The organism is Vibrio aquaticus, from assembly GCF_003970385.1.
In the GTDB taxonomy this organism is placed as follows: Bacteria; Pseudomonadota; Gammaproteobacteria; order Enterobacterales; family Vibrionaceae; genus Vibrio; species Vibrio aquaticus.
In genome coordinates this window covers 703,845-722,000 of record NZ_RXZH01000001.1, presented here as the reverse complement: position 1 = coordinate 722,000, position 18,156 = coordinate 703,845, and the positions used below count along the sequence as shown (strand labels likewise).

The 18,156-nt window shown below is 45.9% G+C and carries 18 protein-coding genes; 9 read left to right on the top strand and 9 right to left on the bottom strand.

What is annotated here, in order from left to right; genetic code table 11:
- Positions 1-3 precede the first annotated feature (3 nt).
- The gene (locus EJ063_RS03045) at positions 4-615 is read right to left on the bottom strand and encodes a LysE family translocator (protein ID WP_126572527.1); all 612 of its coding nucleotides are present in this window, start codon (positions 613-615) and stop codon (positions 4-6) included.
- Positions 616-717: 102 nt separating this feature from the next.
- Between EJ063_RS03045 and EJ063_RS03040 the strand changes: the two genes are divergently transcribed.
- Both EJ063_RS03040 and EJ063_RS03035 read left to right on the top strand, forming a co-directional pair.
- The gene (locus EJ063_RS03040; RefSeq protein WP_126572526.1) at positions 718-1,584 is read left to right on the top strand and encodes a LysR family transcriptional regulator; all 867 of its coding nucleotides are present in this window, start codon (positions 718-720) and stop codon (positions 1,582-1,584) included.
- Positions 1,585-1,639: 55 nt separating this feature from the next.
- Complete coding sequence (locus tag EJ063_RS03035) at positions 1,640-2,122, top strand: PaaI family thioesterase (protein ID WP_126572525.1); 483 nt, start codon at positions 1,640-1,642, stop codon at positions 2,120-2,122.
- A gap of 50 nt (positions 2,123-2,172) precedes the next feature.
- Here the strand turns inward: EJ063_RS03035 and trpS are convergent, their stop codons facing one another.
- Positions 2,173-3,195, bottom strand: a complete 1,023-nt coding sequence (gene trpS, locus EJ063_RS03030; protein ID WP_126572524.1) for a tryptophan--tRNA ligase — start codon at positions 3,193-3,195, stop codon at positions 2,173-2,175.
- A gap of 259 nt (positions 3,196-3,454) precedes the next feature.
- Positions 3,455-4,348 carry an EamA family transporter gene (locus EJ063_RS03025; protein WP_126572523.1) on the bottom strand — a complete coding sequence of 298 codons (894 nt, stop codon included), beginning with the start codon at positions 4,346-4,348 and terminating at the stop codon, positions 3,455-3,457.
- A 96-nt stretch (positions 4,349-4,444) separates the two neighbouring features.
- On the opposite strand from EJ063_RS03025, the gene EJ063_RS03020 reads away from it, so the two are divergent.
- Complete coding sequence (locus tag EJ063_RS03020; RefSeq protein ID WP_167469859.1) at positions 4,445-5,830, top strand: aminotransferase-like domain-containing protein; 1,386 nt, start codon at positions 4,445-4,447, stop codon at positions 5,828-5,830.
- Between the two features lie 68 nt (positions 5,831-5,898).
- Here the strand turns inward: EJ063_RS03020 and EJ063_RS03015 are convergent, their stop codons facing one another.
- From EJ063_RS03015 to uraH, 4 genes are all read right to left on the bottom strand, one after another.
- The gene (locus tag EJ063_RS03015; protein WP_126572522.1) at positions 5,899-6,276 is read right to left on the bottom strand and encodes a hypothetical protein; all 378 of its coding nucleotides are present in this window, start codon (positions 6,274-6,276) and stop codon (positions 5,899-5,901) included.
- Between the two features lie 170 nt (positions 6,277-6,446).
- A complete protein-coding gene (locus EJ063_RS03010; RefSeq protein ID WP_126572521.1) occupies positions 6,447-7,490 on the bottom strand; it encodes a GGDEF domain-containing protein in 1,044 nt (347 codons plus the stop codon).
- Positions 7,491-7,746: 256 nt separating this feature from the next.
- On the bottom strand, positions 7,747-9,090 hold the full coding sequence (locus EJ063_RS03005; RefSeq protein ID WP_126572520.1) for an NCS2 family permease: 1,344 nt from the start codon (positions 9,088-9,090) through the stop codon (positions 7,747-7,749).
- Between the two features lie 138 nt (positions 9,091-9,228).
- Positions 9,229-9,582 carry a hydroxyisourate hydrolase gene (uraH, locus tag EJ063_RS03000; RefSeq protein ID WP_126572519.1) on the bottom strand — a complete coding sequence of 118 codons (354 nt, stop codon included), beginning with the start codon at positions 9,580-9,582 and terminating at the stop codon, positions 9,229-9,231.
- A 346-nt stretch (positions 9,583-9,928) separates the two neighbouring features.
- Here uraH and puuE point away from each other — a divergent pair, with 346 nt between their 5' ends.
- The 6 genes from puuE to EJ063_RS02970 all read left to right on the top strand — a co-directional run bounded on the left by puuE (position 9,929) and on the right by EJ063_RS02970 (position 16,518).
- On the top strand, positions 9,929-10,852 hold the full coding sequence (puuE, locus tag EJ063_RS02995; RefSeq protein WP_126572518.1) for an allantoinase PuuE: 924 nt from the start codon (positions 9,929-9,931) through the stop codon (positions 10,850-10,852).
- A 1-nt stretch (position 10,853) separates the two neighbouring features.
- Positions 10,854-11,369, top strand: a complete 516-nt coding sequence (gene uraD, locus EJ063_RS02990) for a 2-oxo-4-hydroxy-4-carboxy-5-ureidoimidazoline decarboxylase (protein WP_126572517.1) — start codon at positions 10,854-10,856, stop codon at positions 11,367-11,369.
- Between the two features lie 231 nt (positions 11,370-11,600).
- Entirely contained in the window at positions 11,601-12,587 is a 987-nt protein-coding gene (gene alc / locus EJ063_RS02985) for an allantoicase (RefSeq protein WP_126572516.1), read from the top strand.
- 14 nt (positions 12,588-12,601) lie between these two features.
- Positions 12,602-13,153: an ureidoglycolate lyase gene (locus EJ063_RS02980; RefSeq protein ID WP_126572515.1), complete on the top strand. Its 552-nt coding sequence runs from the start codon at positions 12,602-12,604 to the stop codon at positions 13,151-13,153.
- A gap of 23 nt (positions 13,154-13,176) precedes the next feature.
- Positions 13,177-14,457 (top strand): urate hydroxylase PuuD, encoded by a 1,281-nt coding sequence (locus tag EJ063_RS02975; protein WP_126572514.1) that lies wholly within the window; start codon positions 13,177-13,179, stop codon positions 14,455-14,457.
- A gap of 141 nt (positions 14,458-14,598) precedes the next feature.
- Positions 14,599-16,518 (top strand): methyl-accepting chemotaxis protein, encoded by a 1,920-nt coding sequence (locus tag EJ063_RS02970; RefSeq protein WP_126572513.1) that lies wholly within the window; start codon positions 14,599-14,601, stop codon positions 16,516-16,518.
- 120 nt (positions 16,519-16,638) lie between these two features.
- On the opposite strand, the gene EJ063_RS02965 is transcribed toward EJ063_RS02970, so the two are convergent.
- Both EJ063_RS02965 and EJ063_RS02960 read right to left on the bottom strand, forming a co-directional pair.
- On the bottom strand, positions 16,639-17,352 hold the full coding sequence (locus tag EJ063_RS02965) for an SDR family NAD(P)-dependent oxidoreductase (RefSeq protein ID WP_126572512.1): 714 nt from the start codon (positions 17,350-17,352) through the stop codon (positions 16,639-16,641).
- A gap of 75 nt (positions 17,353-17,427) precedes the next feature.
- The gene (locus EJ063_RS02960; protein WP_126572511.1) at positions 17,428-18,147 is read right to left on the bottom strand and encodes an SDR family oxidoreductase; all 720 of its coding nucleotides are present in this window, start codon (positions 18,145-18,147) and stop codon (positions 17,428-17,430) included.
- Positions 18,148-18,156 lie beyond the last annotated feature (9 nt).

Below are 18,156 nucleotides of genomic sequence, written 5' to 3'. Positions count from 1 at the left end.
TAGCTAGTTTTTTAAACCCAACATGGCTCCAAACAGTAGCAGCCCTGCGCCGCACACTTGATTGATTCGATGCTTGGCTCGTTGCAGATAGGCTTGCAGTTTCGGTGACGTAAACAATATTGCGACTAAAGAAAACCAAATGCCATGCAGCACAATCATATACCCGCCATAGACAATCGCAGGCCAGTTATTATCAGCATCAGGTGACATCACTTGGCTGAAAATACTTAAGAAAAATAACATGGTTTTTGGATTGAGTGCGTTGCATAGAAAGCCTTGCGAAAAGTAGCGCCAACTAGGGCTGTGCTGCTTGTGAGATACGAGGATCTCTTGAGTATCGCGTTTAGCAAAAATGCCCTTGAGTCCTAGGTAAATTAAGTAGGCTGCCCCCGCATAGCGCACCAAGTTAAATAACCATTGGTTTTGTGAAATTAGGTAACTGATACCAAGCAAGGAGTAGGCGATGTGAACACAAATCGCCAAGCTGATGCCAATCGCTGTCGCTATGCCCGCTTTTCGGCCGCTATTTAAGCTGTTTTTTAATACCAGTACAAAGTCTGCTCCTGGGCTAATAACGATCAATATACCAAGGACAGCTAGGCTCATTAACTCCATTTTGTTTCCTAATCTATTCATTCAATGTGCCGCTATTGTAGGAAGGATTTTGCTTTCCTATAATCGAAATGAATTCTAATTAACTGTGAGAAAAATTCACAAATGAGGCATCTAAAATCCTTTCATGTTTTTCATGTTGCGGCGCAATCATCGAGTTATAGCGAGGCGGCGCAGCAGCTCAATATTACTCATGGAGCGGTAAGCAAACAGATCAAGGTTTTAGAGGCTTATCTCAATCAAACTTTGTTTGTGAAGCATGGCCGGAATGTCTGTTTGACTAAAGAAGGTGAGTTATTAAAAGCCTATACAGAACAAGCGTTCCACGCTCTGGAAACCGGCGTGGCCAAGCTGGCGCAGCAAAAGCAGAACTGTTTAGAGGTATCCTGCGAGCCTACGTTAACCATGCGTTGGTTGATGCCGAGACTGGCGACTTTTAACGATACATTTTCTGCCGATGTGCGATTATCGACCGCGGGTGGCTCGGTGACGCTCGGCAGTTCAGGTCTGTCGATGGCGATTCGGCGCGATGATTTTGAGGTTGAGCATAACTATCTGCAAACACCATTGGTGGAAGAGTGGGTTGGGCCTGTGATGTCCCCGGAATACTGGCAACAGATTAAACAAGACTTTAGCGCGGTTAAATTGCTTCACAGTCAAACTCGGCCAAAAGCGTGGTCGTTATGGGGAAAAGCCAGCGGCTTTGGCAACTTGCTTAGTCATGAACAGCAATCTTTTGCTCACTTCTATTTTGCTTTGCAAGCCTCTGTTGATGGCTTAGGTGCAACGATTGGTTCTTACCCACTGGTCGTTGATGATTTAGAGCGAGGTAATCTGATTGCCCCATTTGGCTTTATTCAATCAGGCCACCGATATATGGTGCTCACAGAGCCAAGCAGTGTCAGCAGTTTGGAGTCCAACTTCATTGAATGGCTTGCTGAACAAATGAAAAATTGTATTCCAAAGCAATAACATACCGGCATTTGCAGTCTATAGTCAGTAGAGAACTCTGATTAAAGGTGGCGGTATGCAGCAACAGATAGCGATTCAAGATCAGATCCCCAATAACCATTGTTATGGTTGCGGGAGTGAAAATGAACTCGGTTTACAAATCAAAAGCTATTGGCAATCTGAATCACAGGCGAGTTGTATGTTTGAGCCCTCTCATCACCACTGTGCAGGACCAACTCACTTCCTAAATGGTGGGATCATTTCGACCATCATCGACTGTCATTGTGTTTGTATGGCGATTGCCAAAGGCTATCAGATGCGGGGGAAAGAGGTGGGCTGTGGTGAGCCAGTATGGTTTGCGACAGGAGGGCTCAATGTATCGTTCTTAAAGCCCGTCGCGATTGACTCGCCTGTTACCTTGAATGCCGTGATTGTTGATGCGTCTAAAAAAAAGATCGTACTCGAATGCGAACTCATCTCCAAAGGTGAAGTGTGCTGCCGAGCAGAAGTTATTGCGGTGAAAGTACCGAATTCATGGTTTGCGCCAAATAACGGGTGAGGTTCGAGCCAATATAGAACTGTGCCACTTGGCCCGAAGCTCTTTTCATTTCAAAGAATGTTTAATCCGAATACGCCTTTTACGTCATATAGAACTTGAGCCGTTTTCTCGCGTGAAACGTGACTGCCTGTCGCCAGTATGTCAATCAGCTGAGCCTTGTCGTTTAGATACATTGCACGTCTTTCACGAATAGGACGCAGCATCTCTTGCAAACACTCTTCAAGGATCTTCTTGGTGCTGCCATCGCCTAACCCACCTCGTTGATACTGTTCTTTTAACTCCGCGACATAGCTTAAGTTTGGATGAAAAGCATCAAGGTAGGTGAACACAACATTGTCCTTAACACGGCCGGGATCTTCAACTCGAAGGTGGTTTGGATCGGTATACATTGACTTCACAGCTGCGCTGATTTCTTTCTCTGTTGCTCCGAGGTTAATGGCATTACCCATGGTTTTAGACATCTTGTTTTTGCCATCGGTACTCGGTAATCGAGAGGCGTTACTCAGTAGTGGTTTGCACTCTTTTAGCACTTCCTTCCCACCTAAGGCATTAACCTTACGAACAATTTCATTGGTTTGTTCAAGCATCGGGAGTTGGTCATCTCCGACCGGAATCAGCGTAGCGTTAAATGCCGTGATGTCTGCCGCTTGAGAAATTGGATAGGTTAAAAAGCCTGCCGGGAGTGAACGCTCAAACCCTTTACTTTGAATTTCGCTTTTAACGGTCGGGTTTCGTTCTAATCGAGCGATGGTGACTAAGTTGCTGTAGTACATGGTTAGCTCAGCCAAGGCTGGCAATTGAGATTGTAAACAAATGGTCGTTTGTGATGGGTCGATACCGACTGCCAAATAGTCTGCGACCACATTGAGAATATTAGATGAGACTTTGTTGGGGTTATGTGCGTTGTCAGTGAGCCCTTGCATGTCGGCAACTAGAATTGTTTGATCATGGGTAGATTGCAGCTCAACCCGCTGTTTTAGTGATCCAACATAATGGCCGAGATGGAGTGGGCCAGTTGCTCGGTCACCAGTGAGAATAATCTCTTTGTTAACGGTGTTTTGTTGTGTGTTCATTGTGATATCTCCAAGAAAAATAGATCGCTGCTGGAGATACAAAAAGAGATGACAATCTTAGCTACCTTCCAGCAGCATAAGAATGTAAAGATTCCGTGCCGCTCTAGTTAGAGCGCCACCAAGAGAAGAATGAGGTAGATCGTGACATATCGTTCATTCTTTCAATCTAACAAGACGGTTTATTAAATACAACCACTAGCAATGAGTGTCTGTAAATTCGTCGGTGACTCTTGGCAGCATCGGCACGTATGAGGCAGGGCTAACTTTGAGTCACTGGTTTAGCGTTGATAGAGCTCAGTGGTTTAGCAGGTTTGACGATTAAGCCAATACCAACCAAAAACAGCGCACAAGCAACGATTTGAGCTACGCTGAGCACTTCGTCATACATGAAGTAGCCCGATATCAGCGCGAATACAGGAACCAGTAAAGTCAGTGGTGCTGTTGTGCTGAGTGGGTAGCGGATCAGCAGTCGGTTCCATACCCAGTAACCAAATAGCGTCGTTGGGTACGCTTGAAAAACAACGGCGATGGTTGTGCTTGTGTCCCAAACGTCAAAGGCATGGGTTACGATGCTTGGACCGTGCAGGCTGATCGCAAACAGTACCAACGGAATTGGTGCAAACAGCATCCCCCAAACATTAAAGGCAAAAGCTTGAGTGGTTTTGGATGCTTTCACGATCATCCCCATGATTGTCCAACACGTTGCGGCAATCATAATGAAAGCGAGGCCTTGAGGTGTGATGTTGCCATTGGTAGCGGACACCAAAATCAGGAGCGCTGCCAAAGCCGTGATGGCACCTGTGACCTTACGTTTTGATGCCATCTCTTTGTGAATGAAAACGCCTACCGCCATGCTGATTAAGGCATTGGATGAAAGCAAAACTGATGACATACCTGAAGAAAGACCAGCCGTAATTGACCAAGAAGCCATGCCCCAAATACCCACGCCAAAAACGATGCCGTAGCTAATGAGGTAGCGCCAATCCACGTTTGGTCTGCGAATAAAAAAGATCGCTGGTAATACCGCGAGTGAAAATCTGGCTGCTGTTGCTAATAGTGGATGAACCTCGGTGATGCCCATCTTAATCATTGAGAAGTTGAACCCCCAGATGGCCATCACTAGCACCGCTAAAAATAAATCGTTTCGTATCATAACTGTACTCCCTTGTTGTTGAAAAATAGTATTACTCGAGTACAGTTGTCGGTACAGATACAATTTTCTACTAAAAAAGAAGTACAGTTTTCGCTTATGAGTATGTACAGAACGATGGCGAGCCAATTTGTTCGTGAAATTGAGTCGGGCAAGTTGCCACAAGGTAGTCGTATGCCCTCACTTAGGCAGCTTTCAAAACAGCAGTCGGTGAGCATGTCTACGGCAGTCAGCTGTTACCAAGAACTGGAATCACAAGGATGGATTCATGCTCGCCCTCAAGCGGGGTATTACGTGTCGGCTCGTAAAGGCCAACATCGAACGCCGCAAATCGTACAATTTATCAGTAAGGTGTCGAGCATTGATAAAAGCTTTGCGATTCATTCTGAATACAATGGGCCGCTTGGGGTTTCTAGCACGGACATTGATGAACAAGCGTTAAGTGAATTAGAGCGCAGCTTTCGCCGAGCCAGTAAGCGTTTAGGCAATAGCCGACTTAATCAATATCCCAATACTCAAGGTGAGCCGTCTTTACGAGATGCGTTGAGTGTCCACTTTGCTAAGCTAGGGCTGCACATTAACCCTGCTGAGTTGGTCATTACTTCTGGTTGCATGCCAGCGATTAAATCTGCATTAGAATCGTGTACTCAAGTAGGGGATGCGATTGCAATTAGCTCGCCCTGTTTTAGCGGTATTTTGGATTTATTGGGCCAAATGGGACGCAAGATTGTGGAGATCCCATCACTGGAAGACGGCATCGACTTGGCTCAACTTGAAACCCACCTCAAGCAAGGCAGTGTCAAAGCAGGCATCTTTTGTACCTCTCACATGAATCCGCAAGGGATCACCATGTCAGCACAGCAAAAGCAGACGCTGGCTGAGCTGGCCAATCAGTACCAAGTACCGATGATCGAAGATGATGTTTATTTGGAGCTCTCTTATGCTGAACATACCCCACTGCCTGCTAAGTATTATGACCAAGGTGGTTACATTTTATGGTGTGGTTCTGTGTCGAAAAGCCTGTCACCAAGTTACCGTTTAGGTTGGTGTTTACCTGGGCGCTATATTGAACGTTATCGTCAGCAACACACTGCTTCAAGTTTTGGGGTGTCACTGCCAACTCAGCTCGGTATTGCTGACTTTATCGAATCAGGGCATTACGCCAAGCAGCTAAAACGTCGCCGCAATAAATTGCTTAATTTGAGGCAGGCTTATCTTGGTTTTCTTACTGAGCGTTTGCCGGAGAAGGTCAACATCAGTAACCCTCAAGGGGGAATGGTGCTTTGGTTGCAAGTGCCCGATCTGGATTCAGAAAAATTCGAGTCCTTAGTGGCAAAGAATCATATTGATATCCGTCTCGGAAGGCTATTCAGCACCCTCGCGCTTTACAATGATTGTTTGCGAGTCAATATGGGCTTTGAGCTAACCGATGAGGTCAAAGTTGAGTTAGTGAAGCTGGTGGAGGCGATCAAGCAAGCGAGCTAACTGTGAGAATCAAAAAAGCCGAATGCTGTTTGAGGCAACATTCGGCTTTTTAGTAAGCAGTATTTCGATTAAGAGATATCGTAGCCAGCCGCGAGAAGTAGCCCACGTTCGTGTTTGATTAGGTTGGCTCTGTCTTCAACCAGTTCATGCAGCGCTTGGCGAGGTTTACCTGCCAGTGCATGATAGTCTTCAAAAGATTCTACAGATTGAATTTGTGCGAACATTTCACTGATCACATTGCGAGCTTCGCATGGCGTCTCTTGAGCTTTAAAATACTCGACAGCCAGAGCGGCATCTTTTATTTCAGCGATAAGTTCAATTGGACTGTTTTGTTGGGCGATTGATAAATAGTTATCTAAGACTCGCTTTGCAAACAGTAACTCGTTAAGAGGGATATCTCGGCCACTTTCTACGAGTGCTTGGCTTAAAATAGTATTTGAGCTCATGTTAAATCCTTAATTACATCCGACAATCTTTTAAGGCAGTCTAAAATAATCAGGCTTTAAAGAACACCACCTTTGTTAACAATCTTTTAGTCATCACTCTACTATCACTAGGCTGACTCTATTTTAGCTCCTGACAGCGGCTTCGATTGGGTCTTTAAACGTAATTTTTGCTAAGACTCAACCGCCAATCGATAGCAATTCTTTCCTGAGTGCTTCGCTTGGTACAGTGCCTCGTCGGCTTTGCGGAAAGAATCCGCCTTAACTGATTCGTTATGAACTGAAACTCCGCAGCTGATGGTGACGGGTCGGTTAATGCCAAAGTCATGAGTGGCTAAGGATGCGTGGATCGCTTTTAGGCTCACTTCAACGACATCGTAATCAGGCGTTTGATATATGATTAAGAACTCTTCGCCACCCCATCGGCCCACTTTACCATTCGTTCCAACCTTCGATTCTAATATACGAGCAGTTTGGGTCAGCACTTGATCGCCCACCTCGTGGCCATAGTCATCGTTGATTTTCTTAAAGTCATCAATGTCGATGATGGCTATCCATTGCACCTCTTGCGGCTCAGCTAATATCGCCTCCATGTGGCGTCGGTTATAGAGTTGAGTCAGCATATCGGTGTGAGATAAGGCTTGCAGCTTACGGTTTGACTCTTTTAATAACGCTAATGTTTTTCGGCGCCCGGAATCATAAAAATACGCAATGGCGAACAGAAACAGATAGACGATGGACAGGTGAATAAAGCTAATCGTATCGAATGGAATCGGCGGCCAGTTATGCATATCAATCAGACAGACATAAGCAATGACAGCGAAGTTGAGCAAACTGAACAGTGCGCCAACTCGATAGCCAAGGACGAATATTGCGACCACTGGCGTTAAAAATGAAAACGCTAAGGCAAATTCACTGTGCCCCGAGCCAACAATAAACAACAAGCTGACGGCCGTCATGACAGAGACCATAATGGTTGCCGCAACTTTGACATTACGACTTTGCCACAACCAATAGTAAGCAAAACAGCAGAGTACGAGTCCAACGGCTTCGATGGATGCGAGCAACAGATTTGGAATGAAAATGGTGTTGTAGTAGACAAATAGAGTCAATACGGCCGATAACACCGTCAATGAAGCGAAGACAAATGCGTTCTCTCTAAATTCTTCTTGAGTTCGACTTAACCCAAGCCACTTTTCTAATCCGTTAGTTAGCACAACAATCTACAGGTCCTTGTATCAATTGCGGCCAATATACCTGACGAGCTATGCAGCGTCACCCATAATACGAAAATCATCTGAATGTAGGAGTTGATATATAAATTGGTTAGGTTTTGTGTGTATTTTATTTGGCTAAGATTGGAAGGGGAAAAATGGACAATTGACTTCTACAAACTACGTACGGTCTCGAATTGTGGGTGTATAAAGCTAGCCTGAATGATGGTTCAGGCTAGCTTTCTTCGGGTTGGAGCGTTTAGATGTAGATGAGTTTAGCCACAAAGATAACCGTCAGAATGTACATCGAAATTGATACATCTTTTGTCTTGCCGGTTGCGACTTTAAGTACTGTGTAAGTGATAAAGCCTAGTGCGATACCATTTGCGATTGAGAAGGTCAGTGGCATCATCAGCGCCGTAATTGCTGCTGGTGCACCATTGGTGAAATCTTTCCAATCAACATGCTGCATACTGCTCATCATCACAAACGCTACGTAGATCAGAGCACCTGCCGTAGCATACGCTGGAATCATGCCTGCCAGTGGTGATAGGAATATAGCGGCTAAGAACAGCACTGAAACCACGATAGCTGATAGGCCTGTACGAGCACCGGCTGCAACACCGGCTGCACTCTCTACGTAACTGGTTACTGGTGGACAACCGACACACGCACCAGCGACACTTGAGATAGAATCGGCTTTTAACGCCTTGCTAAGCCCTTCGATCTTGCCTGTTTCTTTATTGACTAAATGAGCACGTTCAGCGACACCCATTAGCGTACCTGCGGTATCAAACATGTTGACGAACAGGAAGGCTAAGATCACGCTGACCATCGAGATGTTAAATGCACCTGCGATGTCCATTGCCATAAAGGTAGGAGCAATACTTGGCGGAGCCGCAAAGAAGCCGTTGTATTGAACAAGGCCAAGCATCATACCGACAACGGTGACACTTAAAATGCCAATTAGAACCGCACCAAACACTTTGCGTTCGCTGAGCACTGCGATGATAAGGAATGCGATAGCAGCAAGCATAGCGTCAGGTTTGGTGAAGTCACCAAGTGAGACTAGTGTTGCTGGGTTTTCGACGACGATACCGGCTGTTTTGAGGCCAATAAGACCCAGAAACAGACCGACACCTGCAGTCATTGAGTAGCGTAAGCTGACCGGAATACTTTCAATAATCCATTGGCGGACTTTGTAGAAACTCATCCCGACGAAGAGGATACCTGATAGGAATACCGCACCTAACGCCACTTCCCAGCTGTAACCCATTTCACTTACAACCGTAAACGAGAAGAAAGCGTTGAGGCCCATGCCTGGTGCTAGACCGACCGGCCAGTTTGCAAACAAGCCCATCAATAAACAACCAATGGCCGCGCCAATACAGGTTGCAACAAACACAGCACCGGCGTCCATTCCCGATGCGGCCATGATTTGAGGGTTAACAAAAATGATGTATGCCATGGTGGCAAAAGTGGTGATCCCCCCGATCATCTCATTTTTTACGCTGGTTCCATGTGCTTTCAGTTTAAAGAAACGTTCAAGAAAGCCGCCCGATTGACTCTCTTCGTTCAGCACTTCTGCTTTGCTTTCGTTCATGTCAGCAAGTCCTTTTGTGTTGGTGATTCGTGAATTGAATACCGCACTCTGGTGAAGGTGCCGCCCGGGACGGCCCTTTCCAGATTTCAATTATTGTGATTAAAACTATGAGTTTGACGTTGTTAGTAATAAAACCGGTTAGCTACCACGATAAGTAGAGAAGCTGTATGGAGAGACCAATAGAGGTACGTGATAATGTGCGTCTTTTTCTCCCAGCCCAAACCGGATGACAACATCATCAAGGAAAGGCACTTCTCCTAGATCAACGTCTTTATTCTTGTAGTAATCGGCAACGTAAAATACCAATTGGTATTTGCCGATGACAAACTCTTCGCCTTCTAGCACGGGTGCATCGGTTCGGCCATCGAAGTTGGTGGTAACCGTTTTGATTTTGGTTTGGCTATCGCCATCAATGCGATAAAGGTCAATTTGAATACTCTCGCCGGGAACACCGTTCATTGTATCCAATACGTGTGTTGTTAATTTGCCCATATTACTGCCGCGCTCCTTGCGCTCTCGTTAGCTCGTGTAAAATAAATTGTATACAAAGTGGTTCACTTTCACTTTCTGATAAGTATATATGTACACAAAATATTCAGATAGTAAAGCCCGTTGTTACAAGAATGTTATTAAAGCAAGGGGCCAAAAATCTGAAATGTGATGTGAGATTGAATGAGGTACGTCAGTAATATTGGTCTAAGTTATTGAAATAAAAGTGATTGTTAACGTTAATTAACTTTAACAACAAAATCTTTACATTGAGATAATTTATTGTATACAATGGATGTGTGAAATAAAAAAGACAGCCATGAATTGTCTTGATTTAAGGAGAGCCTGAATGGATAAGGATTATTCACGAGATCTAATTGGTTATGGGGCGAATCCTCCTCATCCCAAATGGCCTGGTGGAGCTCGTATCGCTGTGTCGTTTGTATTGAACTATGAAGAAGGCGGAGAACGTTGCCTTTTACACGGGGATGATGAGTCCGAAGCCTTTCTATCTGAGATTCCAGCTGCGCAGCCGATTAAAGGTGAGCGTCACATCAGTATGGAATCCATCTATGAATACGGTAGCCGCGCAGGTGTGTGGCGAGTTCTAAAACTGTTTGATGAATATGAAATCCCTCTAACGGTGTTTGCTGTCGCGATGGCAATTGAACGTCACCCAGACGTTGCACAAGCGATGACTCAAGCGGGTCATGAGATCTGTAGTCATGGTTATCGCTGGATTGATTACCAATACATGGATGAGTCACAAGAGCGTGATCACATGATGAAAGCGATTGAGATCATCAAACAGGTAACAGGCGAACGACCTTTAGGTTGGTACACAGGTCGTACTGGCCCGAACACTCGTCGAATTGTTGCTGAAGAAGGTGGCTTTCTTTACGACTCGGATGCCTACGATGATGACCTGCCTTATTGGCACACCGAAACAGGTCAGCCACAACTGGTCATCCCTTACACCTTGGACGTTAATGACATGCGTTTTGCCACGGTGCAAGGTTTTAACTCCGGTGAGCAGTTCTATCAATACCTTAAAGATACTTTCGATACGCTTTATGCTGAAGGTGAAACTGCACCAAAAATGATGTCAGTCGGTTTGCATTGTCGCCTCATTGGCCGTCCGGGGCGTATCGCCTCACTGAAACGTTTTTTAGATTACGTAAAACAGCACGATGATGTTTGGCTATGTCGCCGTGTTGATATTGCTCGTCATTGGCACGAGAACCACCCATACACACCACAAGAGGAGAAGTAATATGACTGAATTTCGTTTTTGCAAACCATCACAGATGGCACGTTCGGAATTTGTCTCTCATTTTGGTGATGTGTATGAGCATAGCCCATGGGTCGCAGAATCAGTCTACGATCAAGGGCTTAGCGACCAAGATAATTTTGTTTCGAATTTGCATCTAAAAATGGCAGAAGCACTGCTTGATGCGGATAAAACAAAGCAACTTGCACTTATTAATGCTCACCCAGATTTAGCAGGGCGAGCAGCAATCAACGGTGAACTCACAGAGGCATCAACCGCTGAACAAGCTGGCGCTGGTATTGACCAATGCAGCTCTGAAGAGTTTACAAAATTCACTACGTACAACGACAGTTACAAACAACGCTTCAACTTTCCCTTCATCATGGCAGTGAAAGGGGCCAATCGTTACCAAATTCTTGAGTCGTTCGAGAAGCGATTAGGCAATGATAGTGACACTGAGTTTGCTACTGCGATTCAGGAAATCAACAAGATTGCCCTGTTTCGCCTGCGAGATATGTAAGTCACGGAGAGGTCGACTATCTCGTTTTAACATCTAGTAGATGTTGATATCCAAAATAGTTGGAGTTGTAGCTAGGCGACAAGTCAATTCATCCCTATGAGCATAGGGGCTCTATGAGATTAGGGTGAATTGACGCAGGCAACAACGCTACAGCTTCAAATATGAAGGATATGGTGCTCGATAAGAGCTTACTCATTAACCTATTTTTGAATAATTGGAAGGATAAAGGAAATGTCCTTAGACTTTGAACAATACATTAATCTTGCTGACGATAAACTAGGCGCAGAAGCAATCTACGCTACTGACGATTTCTTTGCTGATAAAAGCCGTCTACTGCGCCGTGAAGCGCCAGAGTGGAAAGACGATGTTTATGATGACAACGGCAAGTGGATGGATGGCTGGGAAAGTCGCCGTAAGCGTGGCGAAGGTTACGATTACTGTGTCATTCGCCTTGGCTTAGCAGGCACGATTGCTGGCGTCGATATCGACACTTCTTTCTTTACGGGTAACTTCCCACCGTCAGCGTCAATTGATGCATGTTATTCACCAGACGGTGACCCAACGGATGCGACAGAGTGGCAAGAAATCCTGCCATCAATGAGCCTTCAAGGTGATCATCATCATCTAGAAGAAATTGCTAGCGAAGACGTGTTCACTCACTTACGTCTAAATATCTACCCAGATGGTGGCGTGGCACGTCTACGTGTTTACGGTCGACCAAGTGTGGATTGGGATCGCGTAGACCCGCAACAGCAAGTTGACCTAGCCGCTGTTGAAAATGGTGGTCGCGCACTGGCATGTAGTGATGAGCACTACGGCAACAAATCAAACATCCTTGGCCCTGGCCGTGGTGAGAACATGGGTGATGGTTGGGAAACCGCACGTCGCCGTACACCAGGTAATGACTGGGTGATTGTTGCGCTTGGTAATGCAGGTAACGTTGATCGCGTAGTCGTTGATACCGCGCACTTTAAAGGTAACTTCCCAGACAGCTGTTCAATTCAGGCTGCTTATGTGAAAGGTGGGACAGACGATCAAGTCGCAACGCAAAGCCTGTTCTGGCGCGAACTGCTACCGGCTCAGAAACTGAAAGCTCACGATATTCACGAGTTTACCTCAGAGGTCAATGACCTAGGTGCAATCACGCACGTTCGCCTGAATATTTTCCCTGATGGTGGTATTAGCCGTCTGCGTTTGTTTGGCACTAAAGCGAAATAAGCGAGGGAATGATTATGAGCAATGGAATTCTCCGTTTAGAAATCGAACCGTTAACCAAACAAGCCTTTGCCGAGTTTGGTGATGTGATTGAAGTGGAAAACAGTGACTACTTCATGATCAACAATGGTTCGACTCGTCGTTACCACAAACTGGCTAACACGGATGTGCAAGATCAAGGTGGTGAAGCCATCATCAGCATCTTTCAAGCAACGCCGCTTAGCTACCCGTTAACGATTTCAATGCTAGAGCGTCACCCTTTGGGATCGCAAGCGTTTGTTCCGTTGCTTGGTCAACCGTATCTTATTGTTGTTGCTCCAAAAGGAGATAACCCATCACTGGATCAGTGCCGTGCTTTTTGGAGTAATGGCCGCCAAGGTGTCAACTACCATAAAGGGGTGTGGCACCACCCGGTTCTGGCACTGAAGGACCAAGATCAGTTTTTGATCGTTGATCGAGGTGGTGAAGGGCATAACTGTGATGAAGTCTTCTTTGAAGCCGATTTGGTTTCACTACACTTAGAAGATATTCCGGCGAGTAACAGACAGGAAGTAATGCTCTCAGAGTAGAGTGCTGTAAGAAGGAATTTATTATGGATCCACATATCACGGAGTGGTTGAACTTAGCGATTCGCTGGGCTCACATGATAGTTGGCATCGCATGGATTGGTGCTTCGTTTTACTTTGTTTGGCTAGAAAACAACTTGAATCGCGTCAATCCAAAAACGGGCCTATCGGGCGATCTTTGGGCGATTCACGGTGGTGGTATTTATCACCTAGAGAAGTACAAACTCGCACCGCCAGAAATGCCAGAACACCTACATTGGTTTAAATGGGAAGCGTACTTTACGTGGATCACCGGTGTGCTCCTACTGGGTGTGGTTTACTACCTCAACGCTGAGATCTACTTGATTGCGCCTGGCTCAGGCATGGCACCGAGCACAGCGATTGCGATTGGTATTGGTGCCTTGGTAGCAGGCTGGTTTATCTACGATCTACTGTGTGACTCGCCATTAGGTAAGACGCCAATGCTATTAGGTGCGGTGCTATTCGTACTGCTAGTGGGCGCAACCTACGGTCTTTCTCAAGTGTTCAGTGGCCGTGGTGCATATATTCACGTTGGTGCAATTATTGGTACCATCATGGTCGGTAACGTATTCCGAGTGATCATGCCTGCGCAGCGTAACTTGGTCAGTGCGATTGAAGAAGGTCGTGAACCTGATCCAGCGCTACCAGCGAAAGGGTTGCTACGCTCTCGTCACAACAACTATCTGACGCTACCCGTGCTGTTCATTATGATCAGTAACCATTTCCCAAGCACCTACGGCTCTAATTACAACTGGGCAATTCTTGCTGGCCTTGCGATCTTTAGTATCTTGGTTCGCCACTACTTTAATACTCGACATGGTAGCCAGAAATTTGCTTGGACGATTCCAGTAGCCGCGTTGGGTATGGTTACGTTGGCCTTTGTGACTTCGCCGTATGCAAACAGACCAGCAGCCCCAGTTGCGAAAGCGCCAGTCGCGGTTGAAACGTCTACTGCGAAATCGACAGAGGCGGTTTCTACGGACAACGTTCAAGCGGCGAATTCCTCTGAGCAACCAGCTGACGGTGGAGTGAACTTTGCAATCATTAATCAGGTGATTCAGGAGCGCTGCTCAGTGTGCCATTCAGCAACGCCAACTCATGATGCATTTGCTGCGGCACCAGCTGGAGTGATCTTGGATACGCCTCAGGAAATCCAAGCTGCCAGCCCACGTATTGCGCAGACTGTGACGACCAAATACATGCCGTTAGGCAACATGACTCAAATGACCGAAGACGAGCGTACGCTTATTGGAGCGTGGGTTGCACAAGGTGCTATGATTAACTAAAGGCCGAAATAACTTCACTTACTGGTGTAGATTGCCAGTAAGCGAAATATATGCAATGTGGTATTTCCCGTCATTTATCTCATGTGAGATCCCCCGGCCCCTGTTCCGGGGTTTTTTATGCCTCAAAAGGAGTTTGAAGCTATGCGAACTGCGTTAAGTATTCGACATAAAACGATGTTGGCAACGGTAAGTGCCGTGATTTTAGTGATTGCCGTCTTGATCAGTATTACGGTCAGTCAAGGGCAAAAAATCATTCTGGACAAAACCTACTCACAACAAATGCCCGCCGCATTGGGTGAGATAAGTAACCTAATCAAACTGGAGTTGGAAAAGCCATTGGTGGTGTCTGAAGTGATGTCGCAAATGGCATTGCTAAAAGAGTTCACAGAGCAAGACAGCCAACAAGTGATTGACCAACTCAGTACCATTAAACGGGAGTTCAACGCATTAACCGCCTTTTATGTCACAACCATCAATGATACCTATTATGTGCCTAACGGCGTGCTAAAAACCATGTCAAAGAGCTCATCAGACGATGCTTGGTTTTATGGTTTTCTTAGGAGTAATAAGTCTGTCGAGCTCTCGGTCGATGTCGATGAAGCGACGGGGATTGCCACCGTGTTTGTAAACCAAGTGGTGATGAAAAATGGACAAAGAATTGGGGTGACGGGTATTGGTTTGTCTCTCGAAAGTTTGGGGCAAACGGTGTCTGACTTTTCGTTAGGCGAATCGGGTGAGCTGATGCTTGTGGATCGCCAAGGTGTGGTCAAAGTCCATTCAGACACCGCGTTAGTGGGCAAGTCTTTAAGCGCGGTGGGGATGGGGTCTATTGCAACTCAATTAAACGGATTATCCGGTGACGCCTCTGATATCTATGAAGCTGAGTTCAAACAAGGCCCAATGGTAGTGGGTTTGATGTCGCTATCGCAATTGGGCTGGATTTTAGTGTCTGTGCAAGAAACCACGGAAGTGCTCAGTGAAATTAATCACTTTATTGAGACCATGGCTTGGGTTGGTGTGTCGGTGGCGGTGCTGTTCATAGCGGCGAGTGCCTACATGACTAATACTTTACTCAAACCTCTTTCGACCACGGCGGATTTGTTGCTTGAAATCGGTGGCGGAGGCGGTGATTTAACCCAGCGACTTGATGAAAGCAGGAAAGATGAAGTCGGCAGCATTGCCAAAGGTTACAACCAGTTTGTTAGCTATATGGGTAGTGTACTTCAAGAGATTGAGGCTTCAAGGCAACAGCTGGTGGGTAACATTGAGTATATTGATCAACAAGCCGAAGAGATGAAGCAACAGATTCGAGGTCAAGAGCAAAACATTCATCAAGTAGCGACGGCCATCCATGAGATGAGTGCGAGCTCGGAAGAGATTGCCAACAACGCCAACAACACGTCAGATAATGTGCAGCAGACGACCTTGGAAGTGAAAAAAGGGCTCGATTCAGTCAGCGATACTTTCAGCCATACCGAAGCGATGAATCAGCAGCTTGATCAAAGTAATCAAAGTATCGAGCAACTGTCGGATGATATTAAGGCGATTGATACGGTACTGGACGTGATCAGTGGGGTGTCAGAGCAAACTAATTTATTGGCGCTCAACGCAGCGATAGAAGCGGCAAGAGCAGGCGATCAAGGCCGAGGTTTTGCTGTGGTAGCGGATGAAGTTCGAACCTTGGCGTCTCGCACCAGCGATTCAGCCAGTGAGATTCGCACCATCATCGAAAACCTACAGAGTTTGAGCAATACCGTGGTGAACGAAGTCGGACAAAGCCATAAGATAGGCCAAAGTTGCTTAACCGCCGCGCAATCATCAGAACAGCACTTAGCTTCGATTAATCGCATTGTGGAAGATATCCATCAGCTCAGCGCACAAACCGCCACCGCGACCGGAGAGCAATCTCAGGTGATCAATGAAATTGCCCCACACATTGAAAGCATTGCCGATGTCGCTCGCAGTAACACCGATATGGTGACTCAGACTTCTCAGCGCTGTATCAGCCTAAAAGAAAACGCCGACTCTCTGAGTCAGTTAGTCGCGAAGTTTAAATTTTAGTTAAGCGCTTATTATTCACAAAGGACTGCTCAAAATGGCAGTCCTTTTTGTTTTAGAGAGTGCTGTTGTAGAAAGTGCTGCTTTAAAGTGAGCCGCTTTCTTAAATGAACAGTAATCCAATCAATCTTGATAGATCATTCTCTTTGTCATTCCACCATCAATAGAGATATTCGCGCCATTGATAAAATCATTGTCAGAGTGCGTCAAAAATAGGCAGGCATTAACGATGTCTTGTGGTTTGCCAACACGTCCTGATGGGTGCTGAGCATGGTCTTCTTTTCGCAGAGCGTCATAATCCGACGTTTCAATCCAACCTGGACTTATTGTGTTGATGGTAATCGGTGTATGGCTGAGGGAATTGACCAGAGAGTGAGTTAAAGAGACCAAACCACCTTTTGATGCGCCATAAGCATCCCAACCGAACTCATTTTGTTGCCAGCGTGTCGAAGAGATATTAATAATTCGCCCAAAAGACTCGCCTTGGTTTGCACGCACAAATTCTCGTGAGCAAGTGAAGGCGCCATTTAAGTTAACATCAATGACTTTGGCAAACTCTGAAGTTGAAACCTCTAAAATAGAGCGACTACTTGTGGTGATCGCGCCATTGTTGATCAAGATATGGATTGCACCATACTGCTGCGTGACGGCTTGAAAAGCGTTGATGACCTGTTGCTCATCACTCAAGTCTACGGTGATGTGCTGCCAGTCATTGTGGCTAGGTTGAATATCCAAAGAAACAACTCGTGCCCCCTGTTCATGGTAGGCTTTTGCAACGCTTGCTCCGATTCCGTTGCTGGCTCCGGTAACAATAACGACTTTATCTTGATAGGTCATAGCTAAATATCCATATGAAGGGTAACAAAAGCCCCGCAGTGCAGGGCTAATGGATAAGTTTAATTAGGTCGGTGATTATGGCTGTTGGCGAGTAGCAGCAACAACAATCTCACGAATGCACACACCTTGAGGTTGTTGGTAAGCAAATTCAACAGTACGAGCGATGTCATCTGCAACAAGTACGCCTTCCATGCTCTCTTTCCAATCTTCGTAACCCGCTTTGATTTCATCAGAAGTTGTGTGAGATAGAAGCTCAGTTTCAACGGCACCTGGTGCAATAGTCGTTACACGAACGTTTGATTCTGCCACTTCTTCACGAACGTTCTCAGAGATAGCATGAACAGCAAATTTAGTACCACAGTAAGCCGCGTGGTTCGGGAATGTTTTACGACCTGCAACTGAGCTTACGTTGATGATAGTGCCAGATTGACGTGCTTTCATTGGTGCTAGCACTGCTTGCATGCCGTTCATTAGGCCAATCACGTTGACATCAAACATCGTTTTCCACTCAGATGCATCTTGATCAGCGAGTTCGCTTAGTAACATCATGCCCGCGTTGTTAACGATACAATCTGTTTCACCGTATACCGCTTCAGCCTTCGCAATTGCTGCTTCAAAAGACGCTTTGTCTGTTACGTCGACCTTTTCACACATTGTGTTCGGTAGGTCTAGCGCTTCAAGACGCTCAACACGACGAGCAAGAAGAAGCAGTGGGTGGCCTGCAGCACTCATACGACGAGCGATAGCTTCACCAATACCAGAACTTGCACCTGTAATAACAACTAACTTTTTCATTTTGACTCT

Excerpts from the sequence above, each read along its gene's own strand:
- EJ063_RS03045 (WP_126572527.1), bottom strand. The coding sequence starts at position 615 with ATGGAGTTAATGAGCCTAGCTGTCCTTGGTATATTGATCGTTATTAGC.
- puuE (WP_126572518.1), top strand. The coding sequence starts at position 9,929 with ATGGATAAGGATTATTCACGAGATCTAATTGGTTATGGGGCGAATCCT.
- uraH (WP_126572519.1), bottom strand. The coding sequence starts at position 9,582 with ATGGGCAAATTAACAACACACGTATTGGATACAATGAACGGTGTTCCC.
- EJ063_RS03035 (WP_126572525.1), top strand. The coding sequence starts at position 1,640 with ATGCAGCAACAGATAGCGATTCAAGATCAGATCCCCAATAACCATTGT.
- EJ063_RS03025 (WP_126572523.1), bottom strand. The coding sequence starts at position 4,348 with ATGATACGAAACGATTTATTTTTAGCGGTGCTAGTGATGGCCATCTGG.
- EJ063_RS03015 (WP_126572522.1), bottom strand. The coding sequence starts at position 6,276 with ATGAGCTCAAATACTATTTTAAGCCAAGCACTCGTAGAAAGTGGCCGA.
- alc (WP_126572516.1), top strand. The coding sequence starts at position 11,601 with ATGTCCTTAGACTTTGAACAATACATTAATCTTGCTGACGATAAACTA.
- EJ063_RS02960 (WP_126572511.1), bottom strand. The coding sequence starts at position 18,147 with ATGAAAAAGTTAGTTGTTATTACAGGTGCAAGTTCTGGTATTGGTGAA.
- uraD (WP_126572517.1), top strand. The coding sequence starts at position 10,854 with ATGACTGAATTTCGTTTTTGCAAACCATCACAGATGGCACGTTCGGAA.
- EJ063_RS03005 (WP_126572520.1), bottom strand. The coding sequence starts at position 9,090 with ATGAACGAAAGCAAAGCAGAAGTGCTGAACGAAGAGAGTCAATCGGGC.
- trpS (WP_126572524.1), bottom strand. The coding sequence starts at position 3,195 with ATGAACACACAACAAAACACCGTTAACAAAGAGATTATTCTCACTGGT.
- EJ063_RS02970 (WP_126572513.1), top strand. The coding sequence starts at position 14,599 with ATGCGAACTGCGTTAAGTATTCGACATAAAACGATGTTGGCAACGGTA.
- EJ063_RS03020 (WP_167469859.1), top strand. The coding sequence starts at position 4,445 with ATGAGTATGTACAGAACGATGGCGAGCCAATTTGTTCGTGAAATTGAG.
- EJ063_RS03040 (WP_126572526.1), top strand. The coding sequence starts at position 718 with ATGAGGCATCTAAAATCCTTTCATGTTTTTCATGTTGCGGCGCAATCA.
- EJ063_RS02975 (WP_126572514.1), top strand. The coding sequence starts at position 13,177 with ATGGATCCACATATCACGGAGTGGTTGAACTTAGCGATTCGCTGGGCT.
- EJ063_RS02980 (WP_126572515.1), top strand. The coding sequence starts at position 12,602 with ATGAGCAATGGAATTCTCCGTTTAGAAATCGAACCGTTAACCAAACAA.
- EJ063_RS02965 (WP_126572512.1), bottom strand. The coding sequence starts at position 17,352 with ATGACCTATCAAGATAAAGTCGTTATTGTTACCGGAGCCAGCAACGGA.